Annotated in this window: 18 protein-coding genes; 9 read left to right on the top strand and 9 right to left on the bottom strand. The window is 72.2% G+C overall.

Annotated elements, in window-relative coordinates:
• Nucleotides 1–8 precede the first annotated feature (8 nt).
• A complete protein-coding gene (locus tag ACIF83_RS09130) occupies nucleotides 9–890 on the bottom strand; it encodes a hypothetical protein (protein ID WP_399724830.1) in 882 nt (293 codons plus the stop codon).
• A 128-nt stretch (nucleotides 891–1,018) separates the two neighbouring features.
• On the opposite strand from ACIF83_RS09130, the gene ACIF83_RS09125 reads away from it, so the two are divergent.
• A complete protein-coding gene (locus ACIF83_RS09125; protein ID WP_399724827.1) occupies nucleotides 1,019–2,059 on the top strand; it encodes a LacI family DNA-binding transcriptional regulator in 1,041 nt (346 codons plus the stop codon).
• A 41-nt stretch (nucleotides 2,060–2,100) separates the two neighbouring features.
• Here ACIF83_RS09125 and ACIF83_RS09120 read toward each other — a convergent pair whose 3' ends face one another.
• Nucleotides 2,101–2,892 carry a VOC family protein gene (locus ACIF83_RS09120; RefSeq protein WP_399724824.1) on the bottom strand — a complete coding sequence of 264 codons (792 nt, stop codon included), beginning with the start codon at nucleotides 2,890–2,892 and terminating at the stop codon, nucleotides 2,101–2,103.
• Between the two features lie 337 nt (nucleotides 2,893–3,229).
• Here ACIF83_RS09120 and ACIF83_RS09115 point away from each other — a divergent pair, with 337 nt between their 5' ends.
• Complete coding sequence (locus tag ACIF83_RS09115; RefSeq protein WP_386577765.1) at nucleotides 3,230–3,475, top strand: WhiB family transcriptional regulator; 246 nt, start codon at nucleotides 3,230–3,232, stop codon at nucleotides 3,473–3,475.
• 52 nt (nucleotides 3,476–3,527) lie between these two features.
• Here ACIF83_RS09115 and ACIF83_RS09110 read toward each other — a convergent pair whose 3' ends face one another.
• The 3 genes from ACIF83_RS09110 to ACIF83_RS09100 all read right to left on the bottom strand — a co-directional run bounded on the left by ACIF83_RS09110 (nucleotide 3,528) and on the right by ACIF83_RS09100 (nucleotide 7,268).
• Nucleotides 3,528–4,502: an acyl-ACP desaturase gene (locus tag ACIF83_RS09110; protein WP_393470159.1), complete on the bottom strand. Its 975-nt coding sequence runs from the start codon at nucleotides 4,500–4,502 to the stop codon at nucleotides 3,528–3,530.
• Nucleotides 4,503–4,729: 227 nt separating this feature from the next.
• A complete protein-coding gene (gene ddaH, locus ACIF83_RS09105) occupies nucleotides 4,730–5,506 on the bottom strand; it encodes a dimethylargininase (protein ID WP_393470162.1) in 777 nt (258 codons plus the stop codon).
• Between the two features lie 136 nt (nucleotides 5,507–5,642).
• On the bottom strand, nucleotides 5,643–7,268 hold the full coding sequence (locus ACIF83_RS09100; protein WP_399724819.1) for an ABC-F family ATP-binding cassette domain-containing protein: 1,626 nt from the start codon (nucleotides 7,266–7,268) through the stop codon (nucleotides 5,643–5,645).
• A gap of 363 nt (nucleotides 7,269–7,631) precedes the next feature.
• Between ACIF83_RS09100 and ACIF83_RS09095 the strand changes: the two genes are divergently transcribed.
• Complete coding sequence (locus ACIF83_RS09095; RefSeq protein WP_393470168.1) at nucleotides 7,632–8,465, top strand: isocitrate lyase/phosphoenolpyruvate mutase family protein; 834 nt, start codon at nucleotides 7,632–7,634, stop codon at nucleotides 8,463–8,465.
• A 16-nt stretch (nucleotides 8,466–8,481) separates the two neighbouring features.
• Here ACIF83_RS09095 and ACIF83_RS09090 read toward each other — a convergent pair whose 3' ends face one another.
• The gene (locus tag ACIF83_RS09090; protein WP_386577770.1) at nucleotides 8,482–8,898 is read right to left on the bottom strand and encodes an SsgA family sporulation/cell division regulator; all 417 of its coding nucleotides are present in this window, start codon (nucleotides 8,896–8,898) and stop codon (nucleotides 8,482–8,484) included.
• 187 nt (nucleotides 8,899–9,085) lie between these two features.
• Here ACIF83_RS09090 and ACIF83_RS09085 point away from each other — a divergent pair, with 187 nt between their 5' ends.
• Nucleotides 9,086–10,198 carry a WD40/YVTN/BNR-like repeat-containing protein gene (locus ACIF83_RS09085; protein WP_399724815.1) on the top strand — a complete coding sequence of 371 codons (1,113 nt, stop codon included), beginning with the start codon at nucleotides 9,086–9,088 and terminating at the stop codon, nucleotides 10,196–10,198.
• A 57-nt stretch (nucleotides 10,199–10,255) separates the two neighbouring features.
• On the top strand, nucleotides 10,256–10,588 hold the full coding sequence (locus ACIF83_RS09080) for a plasmid stabilization protein (protein ID WP_393470173.1): 333 nt from the start codon (nucleotides 10,256–10,258) through the stop codon (nucleotides 10,586–10,588).
• A gap of 10 nt (nucleotides 10,589–10,598) precedes the next feature.
• Here the strand turns inward: ACIF83_RS09080 and ACIF83_RS09075 are convergent, their stop codons facing one another.
• A complete protein-coding gene (locus ACIF83_RS09075; RefSeq protein WP_399724811.1) occupies nucleotides 10,599–10,895 on the bottom strand; it encodes a YciI family protein in 297 nt (98 codons plus the stop codon).
• A 61-nt stretch (nucleotides 10,896–10,956) separates the two neighbouring features.
• Between ACIF83_RS09075 and ACIF83_RS09070 the strand changes: the two genes are divergently transcribed.
• Nucleotides 10,957–11,664: an endonuclease V gene (locus ACIF83_RS09070; RefSeq protein WP_399724808.1), complete on the top strand. Its 708-nt coding sequence runs from the start codon at nucleotides 10,957–10,959 to the stop codon at nucleotides 11,662–11,664.
• Here the strand turns inward: ACIF83_RS09070 and ACIF83_RS09065 are convergent.
• Nucleotides 11,628–11,816, bottom strand: coding sequence for a hypothetical protein (locus ACIF83_RS09065; protein WP_393470180.1), 189 nt, complete (start codon nucleotides 11,814–11,816; stop codon nucleotides 11,628–11,630). The genes ACIF83_RS09070 and ACIF83_RS09065 overlap by 37 nt on opposite strands.
• A gap of 203 nt (nucleotides 11,817–12,019) precedes the next feature.
• Here ACIF83_RS09065 and mmpA point away from each other — a divergent pair, with 203 nt between their 5' ends.
• Nucleotides 12,020–12,166, top strand: a complete 147-nt coding sequence (gene mmpA, locus ACIF83_RS09060) for a morphogenic membrane protein MmpA (RefSeq protein ID WP_393470182.1) — start codon at nucleotides 12,020–12,022, stop codon at nucleotides 12,164–12,166.
• Nucleotides 12,167–12,176: 10 nt separating this feature from the next.
• On the opposite strand, the gene ACIF83_RS09055 is transcribed toward mmpA, so the two are convergent.
• Nucleotides 12,177–13,355: a saccharopine dehydrogenase family protein gene (locus ACIF83_RS09055; RefSeq protein ID WP_399724805.1), complete on the bottom strand. Its 1,179-nt coding sequence runs from the start codon at nucleotides 13,353–13,355 to the stop codon at nucleotides 12,177–12,179.
• A 200-nt stretch (nucleotides 13,356–13,555) separates the two neighbouring features.
• Between ACIF83_RS09055 and ACIF83_RS09050 the strand changes: the two genes are divergently transcribed.
• Both ACIF83_RS09050 and ACIF83_RS09045 read left to right on the top strand, forming a co-directional pair.
• Nucleotides 13,556–14,716 (top strand): CaiB/BaiF CoA transferase family protein, encoded by a 1,161-nt coding sequence (locus ACIF83_RS09050; protein ID WP_393470187.1) that lies wholly within the window; start codon nucleotides 13,556–13,558, stop codon nucleotides 14,714–14,716.
• Between the two features lie 73 nt (nucleotides 14,717–14,789).
• The gene (locus tag ACIF83_RS09045) at nucleotides 14,790–16,004 is read left to right on the top strand and encodes an acetyl-CoA C-acetyltransferase (RefSeq protein ID WP_399724801.1); all 1,215 of its coding nucleotides are present in this window, start codon (nucleotides 14,790–14,792) and stop codon (nucleotides 16,002–16,004) included.
• Nucleotides 16,005–16,030: the final 26 nt, after the last annotated feature.

Here is a 16,030-nt window from a genome sequence, read left to right as displayed (position 1 = left end):
GAAAACCCTCACGCGAGGTCGAACACGAACCACTCGGTGAACGGTTTGACCTGCACATGGATCCGGGAGCCACGGGAGACGACCCGGCGCCGACCGAGCCGGCCGCCGTCGGGGCGGACCAGGCGGCTCTCGGCCACCGGCTCCACGGAGGTCTCCGTCAGACGGCAGTCGACGAGCCGGTCGCGGTCGTCGCCGTATCCGCTGAAGAACACGGCCCGTTCGCCCAGGACGGAGAGCCCGTTCGCACCCCGCACCGGGTTCTGTCGCACCCGCACGACCTGGCCCTCGTCCACCTCGATGAGCGGGAAGCAGGCGTACGGGCACGCCCAGGCGGTGCGCCCCGCCACGTTCAAGGTGTAGCAGTCGTCGATCTGTCCCGCGCCGGGCACCGGACTGTAGGACCACAGGGGTTCGCCCGTGATGCTCCAGCGGCGCAGGCCGGGCGCGCTCAACGCGTCGCCGTAGACGCCCTCGTCGAAGTACCCGAGCCAGAGGTCTCCCGCCCGGTCGGCCAGGAGGTGTTCGATGCCGTCTCCCACGCGGAAGGTGCCGGTCGTCCGGCCCAGTGCGTCGAAGACCTGGACCTGCTGCCCGTCGCTCGTGTCCGCCCGGGGCGCCGCCAGCACGAACCCGCCGTCGGGCAGGGCCTCGACACGGGGGCGCCAGGGCAGCACCGCGTGCAGGTACGTCTCGTGGCACGCGCCCTCCCCGACGGTCACCACCAGCGCGTCGTACGGATCGGTGTCCAGGTTCTCGGGCGGCTGCTCGGTGAGCAGCCAGTGTGCCCGGCCGAACGCGTCGACCGAGCTGTGGACGATGTGCCGGTCGCGGTAGGTGCGCGGCAGCCGTGCGTAGGGCACGAGCCGCGTCTCGGGGCGCTCAGCCGGCATGAGCCTTTCTCGTCTTCATGCGGCGATCCTCACTTGGGGAGCTGCTGGGGGCAACCCCTTTTCCGGCCCCGACGGCCCCACCGCACCGCGGTTATCCTGATCGCCAGCCGCCGATGAGGAGTCCCGAAGTGACCGAGGCAGTGTCGCGTCCCACGCTGGAGGCCGTGGCCGCGCGGGCCGGGGTGTCCCGGGCCACCGTGTCACGGGTCGTCAACGGCGGCGACGGGGTCAGGGAGCCCCTGGTCGAACGGGTCCGGCAGGCGGTCGAGGAACTCGGGTACGTGCCCAACCAGGCCGCACGCAGCCTGGTCACCAAGCGGCACGACGCCGTCGCCGTCGTCATCGCCGAACCCGAGGCCCGGGTCTTCGCCGACCCCTTCTTCGCGCTGCAACTGCGCGGCATCAGCAAGGAGCTGACGGCCCACGACAACCAGCTCGTGCTGCTGCTGACCGAGGGCCGCGCCGACCACGCCCGTGTCGCCCGCTATCTCGCCGGAGGCCATGTCGACGGCGCGCTCGTCTTCTCCCTCCACCTCGACGACCCGCTGCCCGGCCTGATCCGGAACGCGGGCGTGCCCACCGTGTTCGGCGGCCGTCCCGACTGGAGCGACGGCACTCCCGGTCCGGTGTACGTCGACAGTGACAACCGGGGCGGCGCCCGTGAGGCCGTACACCACCTCGTGGACCTCGGCCGCACCCGGATCGCGCACATCACCGGTGCGCTGGACCAGACCTCCGCGGTGGACCGGCTCGACGGCTACCGGGACGTGGTGGGCGACGCCGACGCCCGGCTCGTCGTGGAGAGCGACTTCACCCCCGGCGGCGGCGAGCGCGCCATGCGGGAACTGCTCGACCGCTGCCCGGACGTGGACGCGGTGTTCGCCGCCAACGACCTCACCGCGCTCGGCGCCCTGCGCGTGCTGCGCGAGCGGGGCCGGCGCGTGCCGGACGACGTGGCCGTCATCGGCTTCGACGATGTGCTGCCCATCGCCGAAGAGGCCGATCCACCGCTCACGACGGTCCGTCAGGACATCGAGGAGATGGGCCGGCTGATGGCCCGTCTCCTGCTGCGTGGCCTCGCCGGCCGGACGCGCGACGCGGCCCCGGCGGACGCGGCCGTCTCCGGCGTCGTCCTGCCGACGACCCTGATACGACGTGCGTCCGCCTAGACACACCCTGCCCGCTCGGGCACACCGTGCCCGACGACGCCTCAGCCCTGCGGCGACTCGCTCTTGATCACCGCGAAGCGGACGCCGTACGGGTCGGCGAGTTTGGCCATCCGGCCGACGCCCTCCATGGTCGTCGCCGGCATGCGCACCGCGCCGCCCAGCTGCTGCGCCTTCTCGACCACGGCGTCTGTGTCCTCGACCTCGAAGTAGGGCAGCCAGTACGCGCCCGCCTCGGCCTCCGTCGGGTCGTCGGCCAGCGGGACCATCCCGCCGAACATCGCGTCCTCACCGGCACCACCCGGGTTCACACAGGTGTACGTGCCGCCCGGGAACGGCACGGCCGAGGTCTCCAGGCCGAGGACCCGCTGGTAGAACGCGGCGGCCGCCGCGATGTCCGGCGTGTACAGCTCGACCCAGCACAGCGCGCCCGGTTCGTTCGCCATGTCCACGCCCTTGGTCTGCCCGGGCTGCCAGATCCCGAACGGCACGCCCGCCTGGTCGGCGAGGACCGCCATGTGCCCCTGACCCATCACGTCCATGGGCTGGAACAGCACGCTGCCGTGCGCCTGTTCGGCCGCCTTGGCCGTGGCCTGCGCGTCCTCGCTCTGGAAGTAGACCGTCCAGGCCGCAGGCCCCTGGTCGGGTCCTGTCTGCATGCCACCGGCGACGGTCCTGCCGCCCAGCTGGAAGAAGCCGTAGCCGCCGGCGTCCGGCCCCGCCGACTGGAACTGCCAGCCGAACAGCCCGCCGTAGAAGGCGAGGGCGCCGTCGAGGTCGGGGGTGCCGACGTCGATCCAGTTCGGAGCGCCGTCGACGAAACGGGTGGTGAGCATCTTCGCCCTCCTTGAAAGGGGGTCCGGAAACCCTTGAAGGGGGCGTCCGGAATCGGGTCCCGTCCTCTGCACTGCCGAGTCTGGCACCGCCCACCGACAACCGCTGCCGGAGCGCCGCCGCGCGCCGGACCGACGCCCCCGGTCACCCTGGGGGCCGCGCCTGGTTCTCCGGGTTTTCACACTGCTTCCGCGCGCCGCCGTGCGCGGGCGTCTGCACGCGGAGCATCATCGGGGGGCCCAGGGCTCCGGTGGAGCATCAACGGGTGGCCCGCATCGCGGCCGCGCCGTTGACCCGGCGTTGATCGAACGTTTTTCGCCGCCCGGCACGATCCTGGACATGCACATCGACACGATCACCCCGGCCGACACCGCCTGGCAGGCACAGGCTCTGTGCGCGCAGACCGGGGCGGACTTCTTCTTCCCCGAGCCCGGCAGCTCGGTGCGCGAGGCGAAGCGCATCTGCGCCATGTGCGAGATGCGCTCCGCCTGTCTCGACTACGCGCTCACCAACGACGAGCGTTTCGGGGTCTGGGGCGGCCTCTCCGAGAAGGAGCGCCTCGCCCTGCGCCGCACGTCCCACTGAACGGGCCGCACGTCCCACCGACAGCCACCTCGGGCGACGGCCCGAGCGCCGCTCAGCCCGCGGCCCGCGCCGCCATCCGCGCCTTGCGGGCCGCCAGCTTCTCGTCGAACTTGGCGGCCTCCGAGTTCAGGCCGCCCATGAAGAGGCCGAGTTCCTCCTGCGCCTGGCTGCCCTCCGGGCCGAGGCCGTCGATCTCCATGATCTTCAGGAAGCGCAGCACGGGCTGGAGAACGTCGTCGTGGTGGATGCGCAGGTTGTAGACCTCGCCGATCGCCATCTGCGCGGCGGCCCGCTCGAAGCCGGGGATGCCGTGGCCGGGCATGCGGAAGTTGACCACGACGTCCCGGACCGCCTGCATGGTCAGGTCGGGAGCGAGTTCGAAGGCGGCCTTCAGCAGGTTGCGGTAGAAGACCATGTGCAGGTTCTCGTCGGTCGCGATGCGCGCCAGCATGCGGTCGCAGACCGGGTCGCCGGACTGGTGACCGGTGTTGCGGTGCGAGATGCGGGTCGCCAGCTCCTGGAAGGCGACGTAGGCGATCGAGTGCAGCATCGAGTGCCGGTTGTCGGACTCGAAGCCCTCGCTCATGTGGGACATGCGGAACTGCTCCAGCTTGTCCGGGTCCACCGCGCGCGAGGTGAGCAGGTAGTCGCGCATCACGATGCCGTGCCGGCCCTCCTCGGCCGTCCAGCGGTGCACCCAGGTGCCCCAGGCGCCGTCGCGCCCGAAGAGCGAGGCGATCTCGTGGTGGTAGCTGGGGAGGTTGTCCTCGGTCAGGAGGTTGACGACGAGAGCGATACGGCCGACCTCCGTCACCTTGGACTGTTCCTTGTCCCAGGCCTCGCCGTCCTCGAACAGGCCGGGGAAGTTACGGCCGTCGCTCCAGGGCACGTACTCGTGCGGCATCCAGTCCTTGGCGACCTGCAGATGCCGGTTCAGCTCCTTCTCGACCACTTCCTCCAGCGCGTACAGCAGCCGCGCGTCGGTCCACACGGACGGGCTGCCGAGGTGAGGGGAGGTGATCGTCACAGGAACTCCAGGGGGACGCCGTACGAAGGGGGAGAGACGGGGACGGTCCGGCGAGCGGAGCCGGAAACCTACGAGATCGTAGGCTACGAATCCGTAGGTTACGAAGCCGTAGGTTAAGTTCGTTGTAAAGATCGCTGATCAGCGCCCACGGCCCGGCTTTCCGAGGGCATGCCAAACGGCCCCGGGACCCACAGGTCCCGGGGCTGCCGGAGTGGCGGATCACCCGATCAGGTGTACAGCTCCCGCATACGCACCGAGAGGCACGTCACACAGCCCTCGAGCTTCTCGAACTCGCTGATGTCCACCGTGACCACCTCGTGGCCGAGATCGGTGAGCATTTCCGCCGTCTTCGGGGCGCTCGTCGCCATGAGCAGCTTGTGCCCGCCGAGCAGCACCACGTGCGCGCCGGACTCCTCCGGCACCGACAGGAACCCCGGGAACAGCGACGGCCGGTCCACCATCGGGATGTGCCCGATGACCGTCCCGTCCGGCAGCGCGGTGACCGCCGACTTCAGGTGCAGCACCTTGCTCACCGGTACGGCGACCACGCGCGCGCCCAGCGGTTCGAAGGCGGCCCGCAACTGCTGCACGCCGGCCGCGTTGGTGCGCCCGCCCCGGCCGACGTAGACCGTGTCGCCGACCTTCAGGACGTCGCCGCCGTCCAAGGTGCCCGGTTCCCATATCCAGTTCACCGAGCAGCCGAGCCGGGCAACGGCCTCCTCGACCCCCGCGGTCTCCGCGCGCCGGGACTCGGCGCCGGGCCGGGTGATCAACGCCACGTTCTTGTACATGACGACGGTGTCCTCGACGAACACCGAGTCCGGGCAGTCGTCGGCCGGATCGACCTCGATCGTCTTCCACCCGTGCTCGCCCAGCGCCTCGACGTACGCCTCCCACTGCTCGACGGCGAGGTCCACGTCGACCTTCTCCCGCTCGATGTGCGTCACCAGGCCTTCGGCGAGGCGCGGGCTGGGGCGGCGGACGAGGGCCTTCTTGCTGGGCACGAGGGACCTTTCGTTATCGGCGGTGCGGCTCCGGCGCCCGTGATACGGCGCCGGTCCGCCATCATGCAGGGCACGGCGGCCCGGACAAAACCCTCGTTGTCAGGCTGTGCCCCACCTGAGACCCCCACCGGTCCGGCTACGCCGGATCGCCGAGCGTCTCGGGCGTGGTCTCCTTCAATTCTCCGCCCTCCATCAGCAGCCACCGGGTGATGCCGATCGACTCCAGGAACGGCAGGTCGTGGCTGGCGACGAGCAGGGCACCCTCGTACGACTCCAGGGCCGTGGTCAGCTGCCGGACGCTCGCCATGTCGAGGTTGTTGGTCGGCTCGTCCAGCAGGAGCAGTTGCGGTGCGGGCTCGGCGAGCATCAGCGCGGCCAGGGCCGCCCGGAAACGCTCGCCGCCGGACAGCGTCCCGGCCTTCTGGTCGGCCCGTGCGCCCCGGAACAGGAAGCGGGCCAGGCGCGCCCGGATCCGGTTGTTCGTGGCGCCCGGCGCGAACCGGGCCACGTTCTCGGCGACCGTCAGCGTGTCGTCCAGCACGTCCAGGCGCTGCGGCAGGAACCGCAGCGGGACGTGCGCCCGCGCCTCGCCGGCCTCCGCCGCCAGCTCCCCGGCGACGGTCCGCAGCAACGTCGTCTTGCCCGCACCGTTGCGGCCGACGAGGGCGATCCGCTCCGGGCCGCGCAGATCGAGGATCCCCTGGACACGCGCCCCGTAGGCCAGTTCCAGGTTCTCCAGGGTGAGCACCTGCCGGCCGGGCGGTACGGCCGTGTACGGCAGGTCGACGCGGATCTCGTCGTCGTCCCGAACGGCCTCCACCGCCTCGTCCAGCCGCTCCCGGGCCTCGGCGAGCCTCTCCTCGTGCATGATGCGGTGCTTGCCCGCGGACTCCTGGGCGGCGCGTTTGCGTGCGCCCATGACGATCTTCGGCTCGCGCTTCTGCTCGAACATCTTCTGCCCGTACCGTTTGCGGCGAGCCAGCTTGACCTGGGCGTCGGCGAGTTCGCGCTTCTGTTTGCGCACGTCCGCCTCGGCCACCCGCACCATCCGCTCGGCCGCGTCCTGTTCCACGGCGAGAGCCTCCTCGTAGGCCGAGAAGTTGCCGCCGTACCAGGTGACCTCCCCGGAGCGCAGCTCGGCGATCTGGTCGACCAGCTCCAGGAGCTCACGGTCGTGGCTGACCACCACCAGCACGCCCGGCCAGGAGGCGACGGCCGCGTACAGCCGCCGGCGCGCGTACACGTCGAGATTGTTGGTGGGTTCGTCGAGGAGCAGGATGTCGGGGCGGCGCAGCAGCAGTGCGGCCAGGCGCAGCAGCACCGACTCGCCGCCGGACACCTCGCCGACGGTGCGGTCCAGGCCGATGTGGCCGAGGCCGAGTTCGCCGAGTGTGACCAGGGCGCGCTCCTCGACGTCCCAGTCGTCGCCGACGGTCTCGAAGTGTTCCTCGGACACGTCGCCCGCCTCGATGGCGTGCAGGGCGGCTCGCCGGCCGGCGATGCCGAGGGCCTCGTCGACGCGGAGCGTGGTGTCGAGCGTGACGTTCTGCGGCAGACAGCCGACCTCGCCGGTCACCTTGACGGCGCCGTCGGTCGGGCCGATTTCGCCGGCGAGCAGCTTCAACAGGGTCGACTTCCCTGATCCGTTGACGCCGACCAGCCCGGTCCTGCCGGGGCCGAAGGCGATGTCGAGGCCGCCGAAGACGGGGGTGCCGTCGGGCCAGGAGAAGGACAGGGACGTGCAGGTGAGGGAAGTAGACATACAGGCCTCGCGGTTGCTCGGTGTGGTGTGGGCGGACGCATGTCGAGACACCGCGAGGCGGAAACCGAAGAACCTGGGGCACGGAGAGAGGGCCTGTGCCTGAGGACGGCTCGGACGCCGAGGTCGAACGCCACGCACACCTCACCGGTGTGAACGCGATGTCTCAGGACCTCAGACGAGCAACGTCCTTCTCCAATCGACGGCAACAGGAACGCTGTACACCGTAGGAGCGGGCCGGAAAGGCTGTCAACGCGATTAATGCGCGTGCTTCCGAGTGGCCGATTTCCGTGCCTCTGGCGCGGCGCACGCTGGTGTCGGATTTCTGCCAGCGTTCGCCCCGCCGGGGCTGTTTGACTTCCCCGCATGACGCTTCAGCACCCGCTTGCCGACTCCGCCCTCGCCTTCCGCGCACTGCACGTGCCCGGCCGCCCTCTGGTCCTGCCGAACGCCTGGGACCCGGTCAGCGCGGCCGTCGTCGTGGAGGCGGGCGCCGCCGCCGTCGCGACCACCAGCGCGGGGCTCGCCTGGGCGCTGGGCACCGCCGACGGCGACCGGCTCGACCGTGACCGCGCACTCGCGGCCGTCGCGCGCGTCGTCGACGCGGTACGGGTCCCGGTCACCGCCGACATCGAGGGCGGCTACGCCGAGGACGCCGCCGGGGTCGCCGACACCGTCCGTGCGGTGATCGCCGCCGGCGCGGTCGGCGTCAACATCGAGGACGCCCGCCACGCGGCGGGCGGTGAGCCGTTGCGGCAGGTCGCCGAGCAGGCGGAGCGGATCGCCGCGGCCCGTGCGGCGGCCGACGCGGAGGGCCTGCCGCTGTTCGTCAACGCGCGGATCGACACCTTCCTGCGCGGCGCCGGGGGAGTGGACCTCACCCTGGAACGCGCGGCCGCCTTCCTGGCCGCGGGGGCCGACGGGATCTTCGTCCCCGGGGCCGTCGACCCGGAGACGGTCAAGGCGCTCGTCGCGGGCGTCGACGGGCCGCTCAACGTGTTGGTCGGCCCCGGCGCGCCGACGGTCGCCGAACTGGCCGCGCTCGGCGTCGCCCGGATCAGCGCCGGCTCGAGTCTCGCCGAGGCCGCCCACGCCCTGGTCCGCCGCGCCGCGCGGGAGCTGCTGCGGGAGGGGACGTACGGGGCGCTGGCCGGCGGGGCCGACTACGGCGAGCTGAACGCGTTGCTCACGCGCGCGTAGCGCTTTTCGCGCAGGGTCAGCAGGCGTCCCGCATCAGCTCGGCGAGGTCGTGGTCGAGGTCCAGCTGCAGGTGCTCCAGGCCGACGGGCACCAGGTCGCCGGTCGCCTGCAGGAACCGCCGGATCTCGCCGGAGCGCACGTGCACGATCGCGGTGCCCTCGGGGGCGTGGAACTCCAGTACGGTGCGGTCGTAGCCGTACGGCCGTACGCGCACGTCACCGAAGCCCTCCGGGCCGTGCAGCCCGGCCGCGAGCAGCTCGCGGGAGAAGGTCCAGCAGACCTCGACACCCTCCAGGGTGGCCGGGGCCGGAAAGGTCATGCGGACGGCGAACGGGTCGCTCCGGTCGTAGCGCAGCTTGGCGGGAATGCTCGGCATGCGCGGTGCGGCGGCGACGAGGCGGGCCTCTACGGGCTGCTCGATGACGGTGGACAACGCCTTGCTCCCTCGTGACGGCTGGACGTGCTCCCGGGCGGGTGGGGCCTGGTACTGGAAGAGACGATGGAATCGGCCATTGCGTGCACGTCGGGAACGAGTGACCTCGGTCACCGCATTCATGCACGGGAGTGTGGCCGTGAGGTCCTCTGGACGGCGGCGGGCCGGTGGACTAGCTTCGCCCGCCATGAGGCGCTTGGGGAGCACGCGACGCAGGGGACGGACGGGCCGGCTGGTGGCGGCGGGGGTGGCGTGCGGGGCGGCGCTGGCCGCGCTGACGGTGCCGGCGGCCGAGGCGGGCCAGCTCGGTCGGGGAGGCCCGGGAACCGTGCACTGGGAGGCGAAGAACAGCGGCACCCCGCAGGTGCGATTCCGCGGCCTGGCCGCAGTCGACCGTGACACCGCCTGGCTGGCCGGTACGGCAGGCACCGTGCTGCGCACCACCGACGGCGGGGCGAGCTGGCGGAACGTCTCTCCGCCGGGCGCGGCCGACCTGCAGTTCCGGGACGTGGAGGCGTTCGACGCGCGGCGCGCGGTGGTGCTGGCCATCGGCGAGGGAGAGGCCTCCCGCGTCTACCGCACCGACGACGGAGGTGCGACCTGGACGGAGTCCTTCCGCAACACCGACCCGAAGGCCTTCTACGACTGCCTCGCCTTCTTCGACCGCCGTCACGGCCTCGCCATGAGCGACCCCGTGGACGGCAGGTTCCGCATCCTGTCCACCAGTGACGGCGGCCGCTCCTGGCGGGTGCTGCCCGCCGAGGGCATGCCCGCCGCCCTGGACGGAGAGGCCGGCTTCGCCGCGAGCGGCCAGTGCCTGGTCACCTCCGGTCCGCGGGACGTCTGGCTGGCGACCGGCGGCGGCGCCCACGCGCGCGTGCTGCACTCCGCCGACCGCGGGCTGACCTGGACGGCCGCCGACACACCGGTTCCGGCGGGCGATCCGGCCAAGGGAGTCTTCGCGCTCGCCTTCCGCGACCGCACGCACGGACTCGCGGTCGGCGGCGACTACCGCCCCGACCAGACCTCGCCACAGGCGGCCGCGGTCACCGACGACGGCGGCCGCACCTGGCGTCCCGCCGCGACCCCGCCGCCCGCCTACCGCTCCGGCGCCGCCTGGCTCCCGCACAGCCGCAGTGCCGCCCTCGCCGTCGGCCCCTCCGGCACCGACCTGACCACCGACGGTGGCCGCACCTGGCGGACCATCGACACCGGCTCGTACGACACCGTGTCCTGCACCCCCGACCTCGGCTGCTGGGCCGCCGGAGAGAAGGGGCGGGTGGCCCGGCTGGAGCGCTGATGCAGGAGGCCTGATCGCGGGTACCCGGTCACCGCGCACGAGAGGAAGTGAGCGGTCATGCCACGTGGTTCCAGCCCCAAGCGGGAACGCCAGTACGAACACATCAAGCAGAGCGCGCTGGACCGGGGAGAGAGCACGCGGCGCGCCGAGGAGATCGCCGCGCGGACGGTGAACAAGGAGCGTGCCCGGTCCGGCGAGTCGAGGACGGCCAGCCGCACCTCCACCCAGGACATGTCGTCCGGCGAGCGGGGCGGTCGGCGGTCCGGCAAGGGTCCGCAAGGGCCCACCTACGACCAGCTGTACAACGAGGCCAGGCAGCGGGGTGTCGAGGGCCGTTCGCACATGAACAAGGAGGAGCTGCAGCGCGCGCTGAACGCCAGGAAGGGCTGAGCCCCCGGACTCAGTCCAGCGTCTGCCGGTGCCGGGCCAGTTCGGGGGCCGTCTTCGTGGCGACGAACTCCGTGATGCGGTACTCGCACACCCCGGCGGCGATGAACGGGTCGCTCGCGGCTACCTCCTCGATGCGGGCGCGGTTCTCCGCGACGGCCAGGATCACGCCGCCGTCGCGGGGGTTCTTGCGTCCGGAGGCGAGGAAGAAACCCTTCTCGTACTGCTCGTCGAGCCAGGCCACATGTGCCGGGATCACGGCGTCCACGGCATCGAGCGGGGCGGTGTAGGACAGTTCCAGTACGAACATGATCGCGAGCCTACCCCCAGGCCCGGCACGGGTGTCGGCGGGCCGTACAGTCTTGGCCATCATGACGACCGTAGGCGTACCCGCGGGCTGGCCCGCGACCGAGGAAGAGGCCCGCGCCGTACAGGACGAGCTGCGTGGGCGGGTGGAGCTCGACGAGCCGGGGCCGCCGCCCGGGACGGGGCACGTCACGGGCGTGGACGTCGCCTACGACGACGACCGTGACCTCGTCGCCGCGGCGGCCGTCGTCCTGGACGCGGCCACCCTGGCCGTCGTCGCGGAGACGACGGCCGTCGGCAGGATCTCCTTCCCGTACGTTCCCGGACTGCTCGCCTTCCGTGAGATCCCGACCGTGCGCGCAGCCCTGGACGCGCTGCCCTGCGCGCCGGGCCTGGTGGTGTGCGACGGCTACGGCCTCGCCCACCCGCGCCGCTTCGGCCTCGCCAGTCACCTCGGCGTGCTCACCGGCCTGCCGACCATCGGCGTCGCCAAGAACCCGTTCACCTTCACGTACGACGAACCCGGGCCCGCGCGGGGCAGTTCCGCGCCGCTCCTCGCGGGCAGCGAGGAGGTCGGCCGCGCCCTGCGCACCCGGGACGGCGTCAAGCCGGTGTTCGTCTCCGTCGGCCACCGGGTGAGCCTCGACAACGCCCTGGCACACACCCTGGCCCTGACCCCGGAGTTCCGCCTGCCGGAGACCACGCGCAGAGCCGACGCGCTGTGCCGGCGGGCGCTTCAGGAGGCGTCGATGCGCCAGGCGCCCACCTCCTGATACCGCGAGTCGTGGACGGCGGAGCCGTCGCCGGGTTCGAGGGCGTAGTGGTGGAGGTTCCCGCCCCAGTAGCGCAGGATCCGCCCCAACTCGCCGGCCCGGTCCGCCGCCGACGCGCCCTCGTCCACGGTCACTTCGAGTACGAACTTCACTTCCGTTCCCCCTCCTTCGGCCTGGGCTTCCAGCGTCTCATTGAAGTTCCCTGTGAAACTTCGAGCGCGTGGCCGCAGGTGGCCGGGCACTCCTGGCGCGGAAAGTCTCAAATGAGGGAGAAGGGGGGCCCGAGCCGGGTGAGTACGTCGCCTGAGTACGCGTACGGATGTGCCCGTACCGGCCCGACGGCAGGCTGACGCCCATGACGACGCACCGTTCCGCCAAGACCGTGACCCGTCCCGCCCAGCCCGTCGAGCGTGCCGTGACGGCCGCTCTGGTCCTTGCCGTGGTGGCGGGGCTCGCCTGGATCGGCGGCATGTTCTGGACCCTGCTGGGATGGCGGATGTAGCGTCGGCGGGCTACTGCTTGGCGGCCACCCGGAAGGTGATCCCCGCCGCGCGCAGCCGCTCGGTCAGCGCGTCGCCCATCGCGGCGGCCGTGGTGACCTGACCGGCGGTCGGCGGCAGCTCGTCGAAGGCCAGGCCGAGGGCCGCCTCGGCGAACATCTTCGCCGTCTCGTCGTAGCCCGGGTCGCCGCCCGAGACCTCGGTGAAGACGCGCTCTCCGCCGCCCTCGCCGACGAAGCGCACCCGGAACCAGCTCTTCGCCCGCTTCTGCGGACTCGGCCCGTCCCCGGGCCGCAGCCGGTCCGACAACCAGCGCCGGGCGGGCGGCAGCTGGGCGGCGGCCGCGACCGCGCCCACGGCGGCGACGCCGCCCGCGGCGACCGGCAGGTGCCGGACCGCCGCATAGTGCCGGTAGCGGAAGTCGGGGCCGTACCGGTCCAGGGCCCTCGCCGAGCGGCGCACGACCTGCGGGTCGATCGTCGGCAGCGGCACCGCCCAGGCGCCGACCTCCTTGGCGAACCGCGGCACGCCCGTCGGTGCCGTCACCCGGCGCCCCATCAGACGCGGCTCGTGCCGGCCGCGTTCGCGGGCCGCGGCCACCATCTGCCGCCCGCGCGCGAACTGGTTCAGCGCCGAGGCCAGTGTGCCCCCGGAGAAGGCCGCGTCGGCGGTCACGAACCCGTCCACGGTCAGCGGCACCCCTTCCGGCAGCTGCCGGACCGTGAAGTACACGCCCAGGTCGTGCGGCACGGAGTCGAAACCGCAGGCGTGCACGAGGCGGGCGCCGGTCTCACGCGCGCGTGCGTCGTGCCGGACGTACATCAGGTCCACGAACTCCGGCTCGCCGGTGAGGTCGAGGTAGTCGGCCCCGGTGTCCGCGCAGGCGGCGACGAGCTCCTCGCCGTAGCTGATGTACGGCCCGACCGTCGTGGCCACCACGCGCGCGTGCTCGGCGAGTGCGCGCAGGGTGACCGGTTCGATCACGTCGGCCCGCAGCACGCCTATGCCGGAGCCGCCGGGCAGTCGGTCGCGCAGCCGCTCCAGCCGGCCCTCGTCGCGGCCGGCGATCGCCCAGCGGAGGTCGTCGGGTCCGTGCGCGGCGAGGTACTCCGCGGTGAGCGTGCCGACGAAGCCGGTGGCCCCGAAGAGCACGATGTCGTAGGGACGGTCCGTCCTTTTCAGCCTGCTCATGACACCCCTTGGTCGTGCAGCCGCGCCGCTGTCGGTGGCTGAGGCTAGCGTGAAGCGTACGGACTCCCGACACGGCCTCGGCAGGTCCGGCCGGGCACTTGGCTAAGCGCTTGCTCGTTCAGGTCTTGTGTCCGGTGGAACGTGTTCTTAGCATCACCGGTGTTACATCAGTTGTGTCACATGGCTTGGGGGCAGGACGCATGACGACGGCAGGGACGCCGACGACGTCGGGGCACGGCCCGCTCTCCGGCGTGCGCGTGGTGGAGCTGGCAGGCATCGGACCGGGTCCGTTCGCCGCCATGCTCCTCGCCGACCTGGGCGCCGACGTGGTCCGGGTCGACCGCCCGGGTGGTCCGGGCCTCGGGATCGACCCCGCGTACGACGTGACCAACCGCAACAAGCGCTCGGTGGTCGTCGACCTCAAGGCGCCGGACGGCCCCGCACGCGTCCTGGACCTCGCCGCACGGGCCGACATCCTCGTCGAGGGCTACCGCCCCGGGGTGGCCGAGCGGCTCGGCGTCGGCCCCGAGGACTGCCACGCCCGCAACCCCCGTCTGGTCTACGGCCGCATGACCGGCTGGGGACAGGACGGCCCGCTGGCCGACCGCGCGGGCCACGACGTGGCGTACATCGCCCTCACCGGCACCCTCGGCATGATCGGCCGCCCGGACGAGCCCCCGGCCGTCCCCGCCAACCTGCTCGGCGACTACGCGGGCGGCTCCCTCTACCTGGTCGTCGGCGTCCTCGCCGCCCTGCACCACGCACGCGCGACGGGTACCGGCCAGGTCGTGGACGCGGCCATCGTGGACGGCACCGCGCACCTGTCCGCGATGATCCACGGCATGCTCGCCGCCGGCGGCTGGCAGGACCGGCGCGGCGCCAACCTCCTGGACGGCGGCTGCCCGTACTACGGCACCTACGAGACGGCCGACGGCGGCCACATGGCGGTCGGCGCCCTGGAGACGCAGTTCTACGAGGAGTTCCTGCACCTGCTCGGCCTCGACGACCTGGTCCCGGCCCGCAAGGACTGGACCCGCTGGGGCGAGCTGCGCGAACGCGTCGCCGCCCGCTTCAAGTCGCGCACGCGGGACGAGTGGACGGCCCTCTTCGAGGGCTCCGACGCCTGCGTGGCCCCCGTCCTCTCCCTCGGCGAGGCCCCGCACCATCCGCACCTGGCCGCCCGCGGCACCTTCACCGACCACGGCGGCATCACCCAGCCCGCCCCCGCGCCCCGGTTCTCCGCGACCCCCACCACGGTCCGCACCGGCCCGGCCCTGCCGGGCGCCGACACCGGGACGGTGGCGCGCGACTGGGGCATACCTGACCTCGTGAACGACGACCTCGTCACCGAGGGCGACTGACCCCGCCCACCCGACGACCACCCGCCCTCGGCGACCGACTCCCGCTCGGCCCACCCTCCCGAAAGGCACATCAGTGAGCACCGAAGCGTACGTGTACGACGCGATCCGCACCCCGCGCGGCCGCGGCAAGGCGAACGGCGCCCTGCACGGCACGAAGCCCATCGACCTGGTCGTCGGCCTGATCCACGAGATCCGGGACCGCTTCCCGGGCCTCGACCCGGCCGCGATCGACGACATCGTCCTCGGCGTCGTCGGTCCGGTCGGCGACCAGGGCTCCGACATCGCCCGGATCGCCGCGATCGCCGCCGGGCTGCCGGACACGGTCGCGGGCGTCCAGGAGAACCGCTTCTGTGCCTCGGGTCTCGAGGCGGTCAACCTGGCCGCCATGAAGGTCCGCTCGGGCTGGGAGGACCTGGTGCTGGCCGGTGGCGTGGAGTCCATGTCGCGCGTGCCGATGGCCTCGGACGGCGGCGCCTGGTTCAACGACCCGATGACCAACCTGGCCGTCAACTTCGTGCCGCAGGGCATCGGCGCCGACCTCATCGCCACCATCGAGGGCTTCTCCCGGCAGGACGTCGACGAGTACGCGGCACTGTCCCAGGAGCGCGCCGCGACCGCCTGGAAGGAGGGCCGCTTCGACCGCTCCGTCGTCCCCGTCAAGGACCGCAGTGGCCTGGTCGTCCTCGACCACGACGAGCACATGCGCCCGGGCACCACCGCCGACTCCCTCGCGAAGCTCAAGGCGTCCTTCGCGGACATCGGCGAGCTGGGCGGCTTCGACGCCGTCGCGCTGCAGAAGTACCACTGGGTGGAGAAGATCGACCACGTCCACCACGCGGGCAACTCCTCCGGCATCGTGGACGGCGCCTCGCTGGTCGCGATCGGCTCCAAGGAGGTCGGCGAGCGCCACGGCCTCACCCCGCGCGCGCGGATCGTCTCCGCGGCGGTCTCCGGCTCCGAGCCCACCATCATGCTCACCGGACCGGCGCCCGCCACCCGCAAGGCGCTCGCCAAGGCCGGCCTGACCATCGACGACATCGACCTGGTCGAGATCAACGAGGCGTTCGCCGCGGTCGTGCTGCGCTTCGTGAAGGACATGGGCCTGTCCCTGGACAAGGTCAACGTCAACGGCGGCGCCATCGCCCTCGGCCACCCGCTCGGCGCGACCGGCGCGATGATCCTCGGCTCGCTCGTGGACGAACTGGAGCGCCAGGACAAGCGGTACGGCCTCGCCACCCTCTGCGTGGGCGGCGGCATGGGCATCGCCACCATCGTCGAGCGCATCTGAACTCCCCGCGGAATCACGAGACTTCA

The organism is Streptomyces sp. NPDC085866, from assembly GCF_044541035.1.
Taxonomy (GTDB): Bacteria; Actinomycetota; Actinomycetes; order Streptomycetales; family Streptomycetaceae; genus Streptomyces.
This window is presented reverse-complemented; position numbering and strand designations above follow the sequence as displayed.

What these genes read in the sequence shown, in the direction of transcription:
- ACIF83_RS09130 (WP_399724830.1), bottom strand. Translation starts at nt 890, where the DNA reads ATGCCGGCTGAGCGCCCCGAGACGCGGCTCGTGCCCTACGCACGGCTG.
- ACIF83_RS09120 (WP_399724824.1), bottom strand. Translation starts at nt 2,892, where the DNA reads ATGCTCACCACCCGTTTCGTCGACGGCGCTCCGAACTGGATCGACGTC.
- ACIF83_RS09115 (WP_386577765.1), top strand. Translation starts at nt 3,230, where the DNA reads ATGCACATCGACACGATCACCCCGGCCGACACCGCCTGGCAGGCACAG.
- ACIF83_RS09100 (WP_399724819.1), bottom strand. Translation starts at nt 7,268, where the DNA reads ATGTCTACTTCCCTCACCTGCACGTCCCTGTCCTTCTCCTGGCCCGAC.
- ACIF83_RS09095 (WP_393470168.1), top strand. Translation starts at nt 7,632, where the DNA reads ATGACGCTTCAGCACCCGCTTGCCGACTCCGCCCTCGCCTTCCGCGCA.
- ACIF83_RS09085 (WP_399724815.1), top strand. Translation starts at nt 9,086, where the DNA reads ATGAGGCGCTTGGGGAGCACGCGACGCAGGGGACGGACGGGCCGGCTG.
- ACIF83_RS09080 (WP_393470173.1), top strand. Translation starts at nt 10,256, where the DNA reads ATGCCACGTGGTTCCAGCCCCAAGCGGGAACGCCAGTACGAACACATC.
- ACIF83_RS09075 (WP_399724811.1), bottom strand. Translation starts at nt 10,895, where the DNA reads ATGTTCGTACTGGAACTGTCCTACACCGCCCCGCTCGATGCCGTGGAC.
- ACIF83_RS09070 (WP_399724808.1), top strand. Translation starts at nt 10,957, where the DNA reads ATGACGACCGTAGGCGTACCCGCGGGCTGGCCCGCGACCGAGGAAGAG.
- mmpA (WP_393470182.1), top strand. Translation starts at nt 12,020, where the DNA reads ATGACGACGCACCGTTCCGCCAAGACCGTGACCCGTCCCGCCCAGCCC.
- ACIF83_RS09055 (WP_399724805.1), bottom strand. Translation starts at nt 13,355, where the DNA reads ATGAGCAGGCTGAAAAGGACGGACCGTCCCTACGACATCGTGCTCTTC.
- ACIF83_RS09050 (WP_393470187.1), top strand. Translation starts at nt 13,556, where the DNA reads ATGACGACGGCAGGGACGCCGACGACGTCGGGGCACGGCCCGCTCTCC.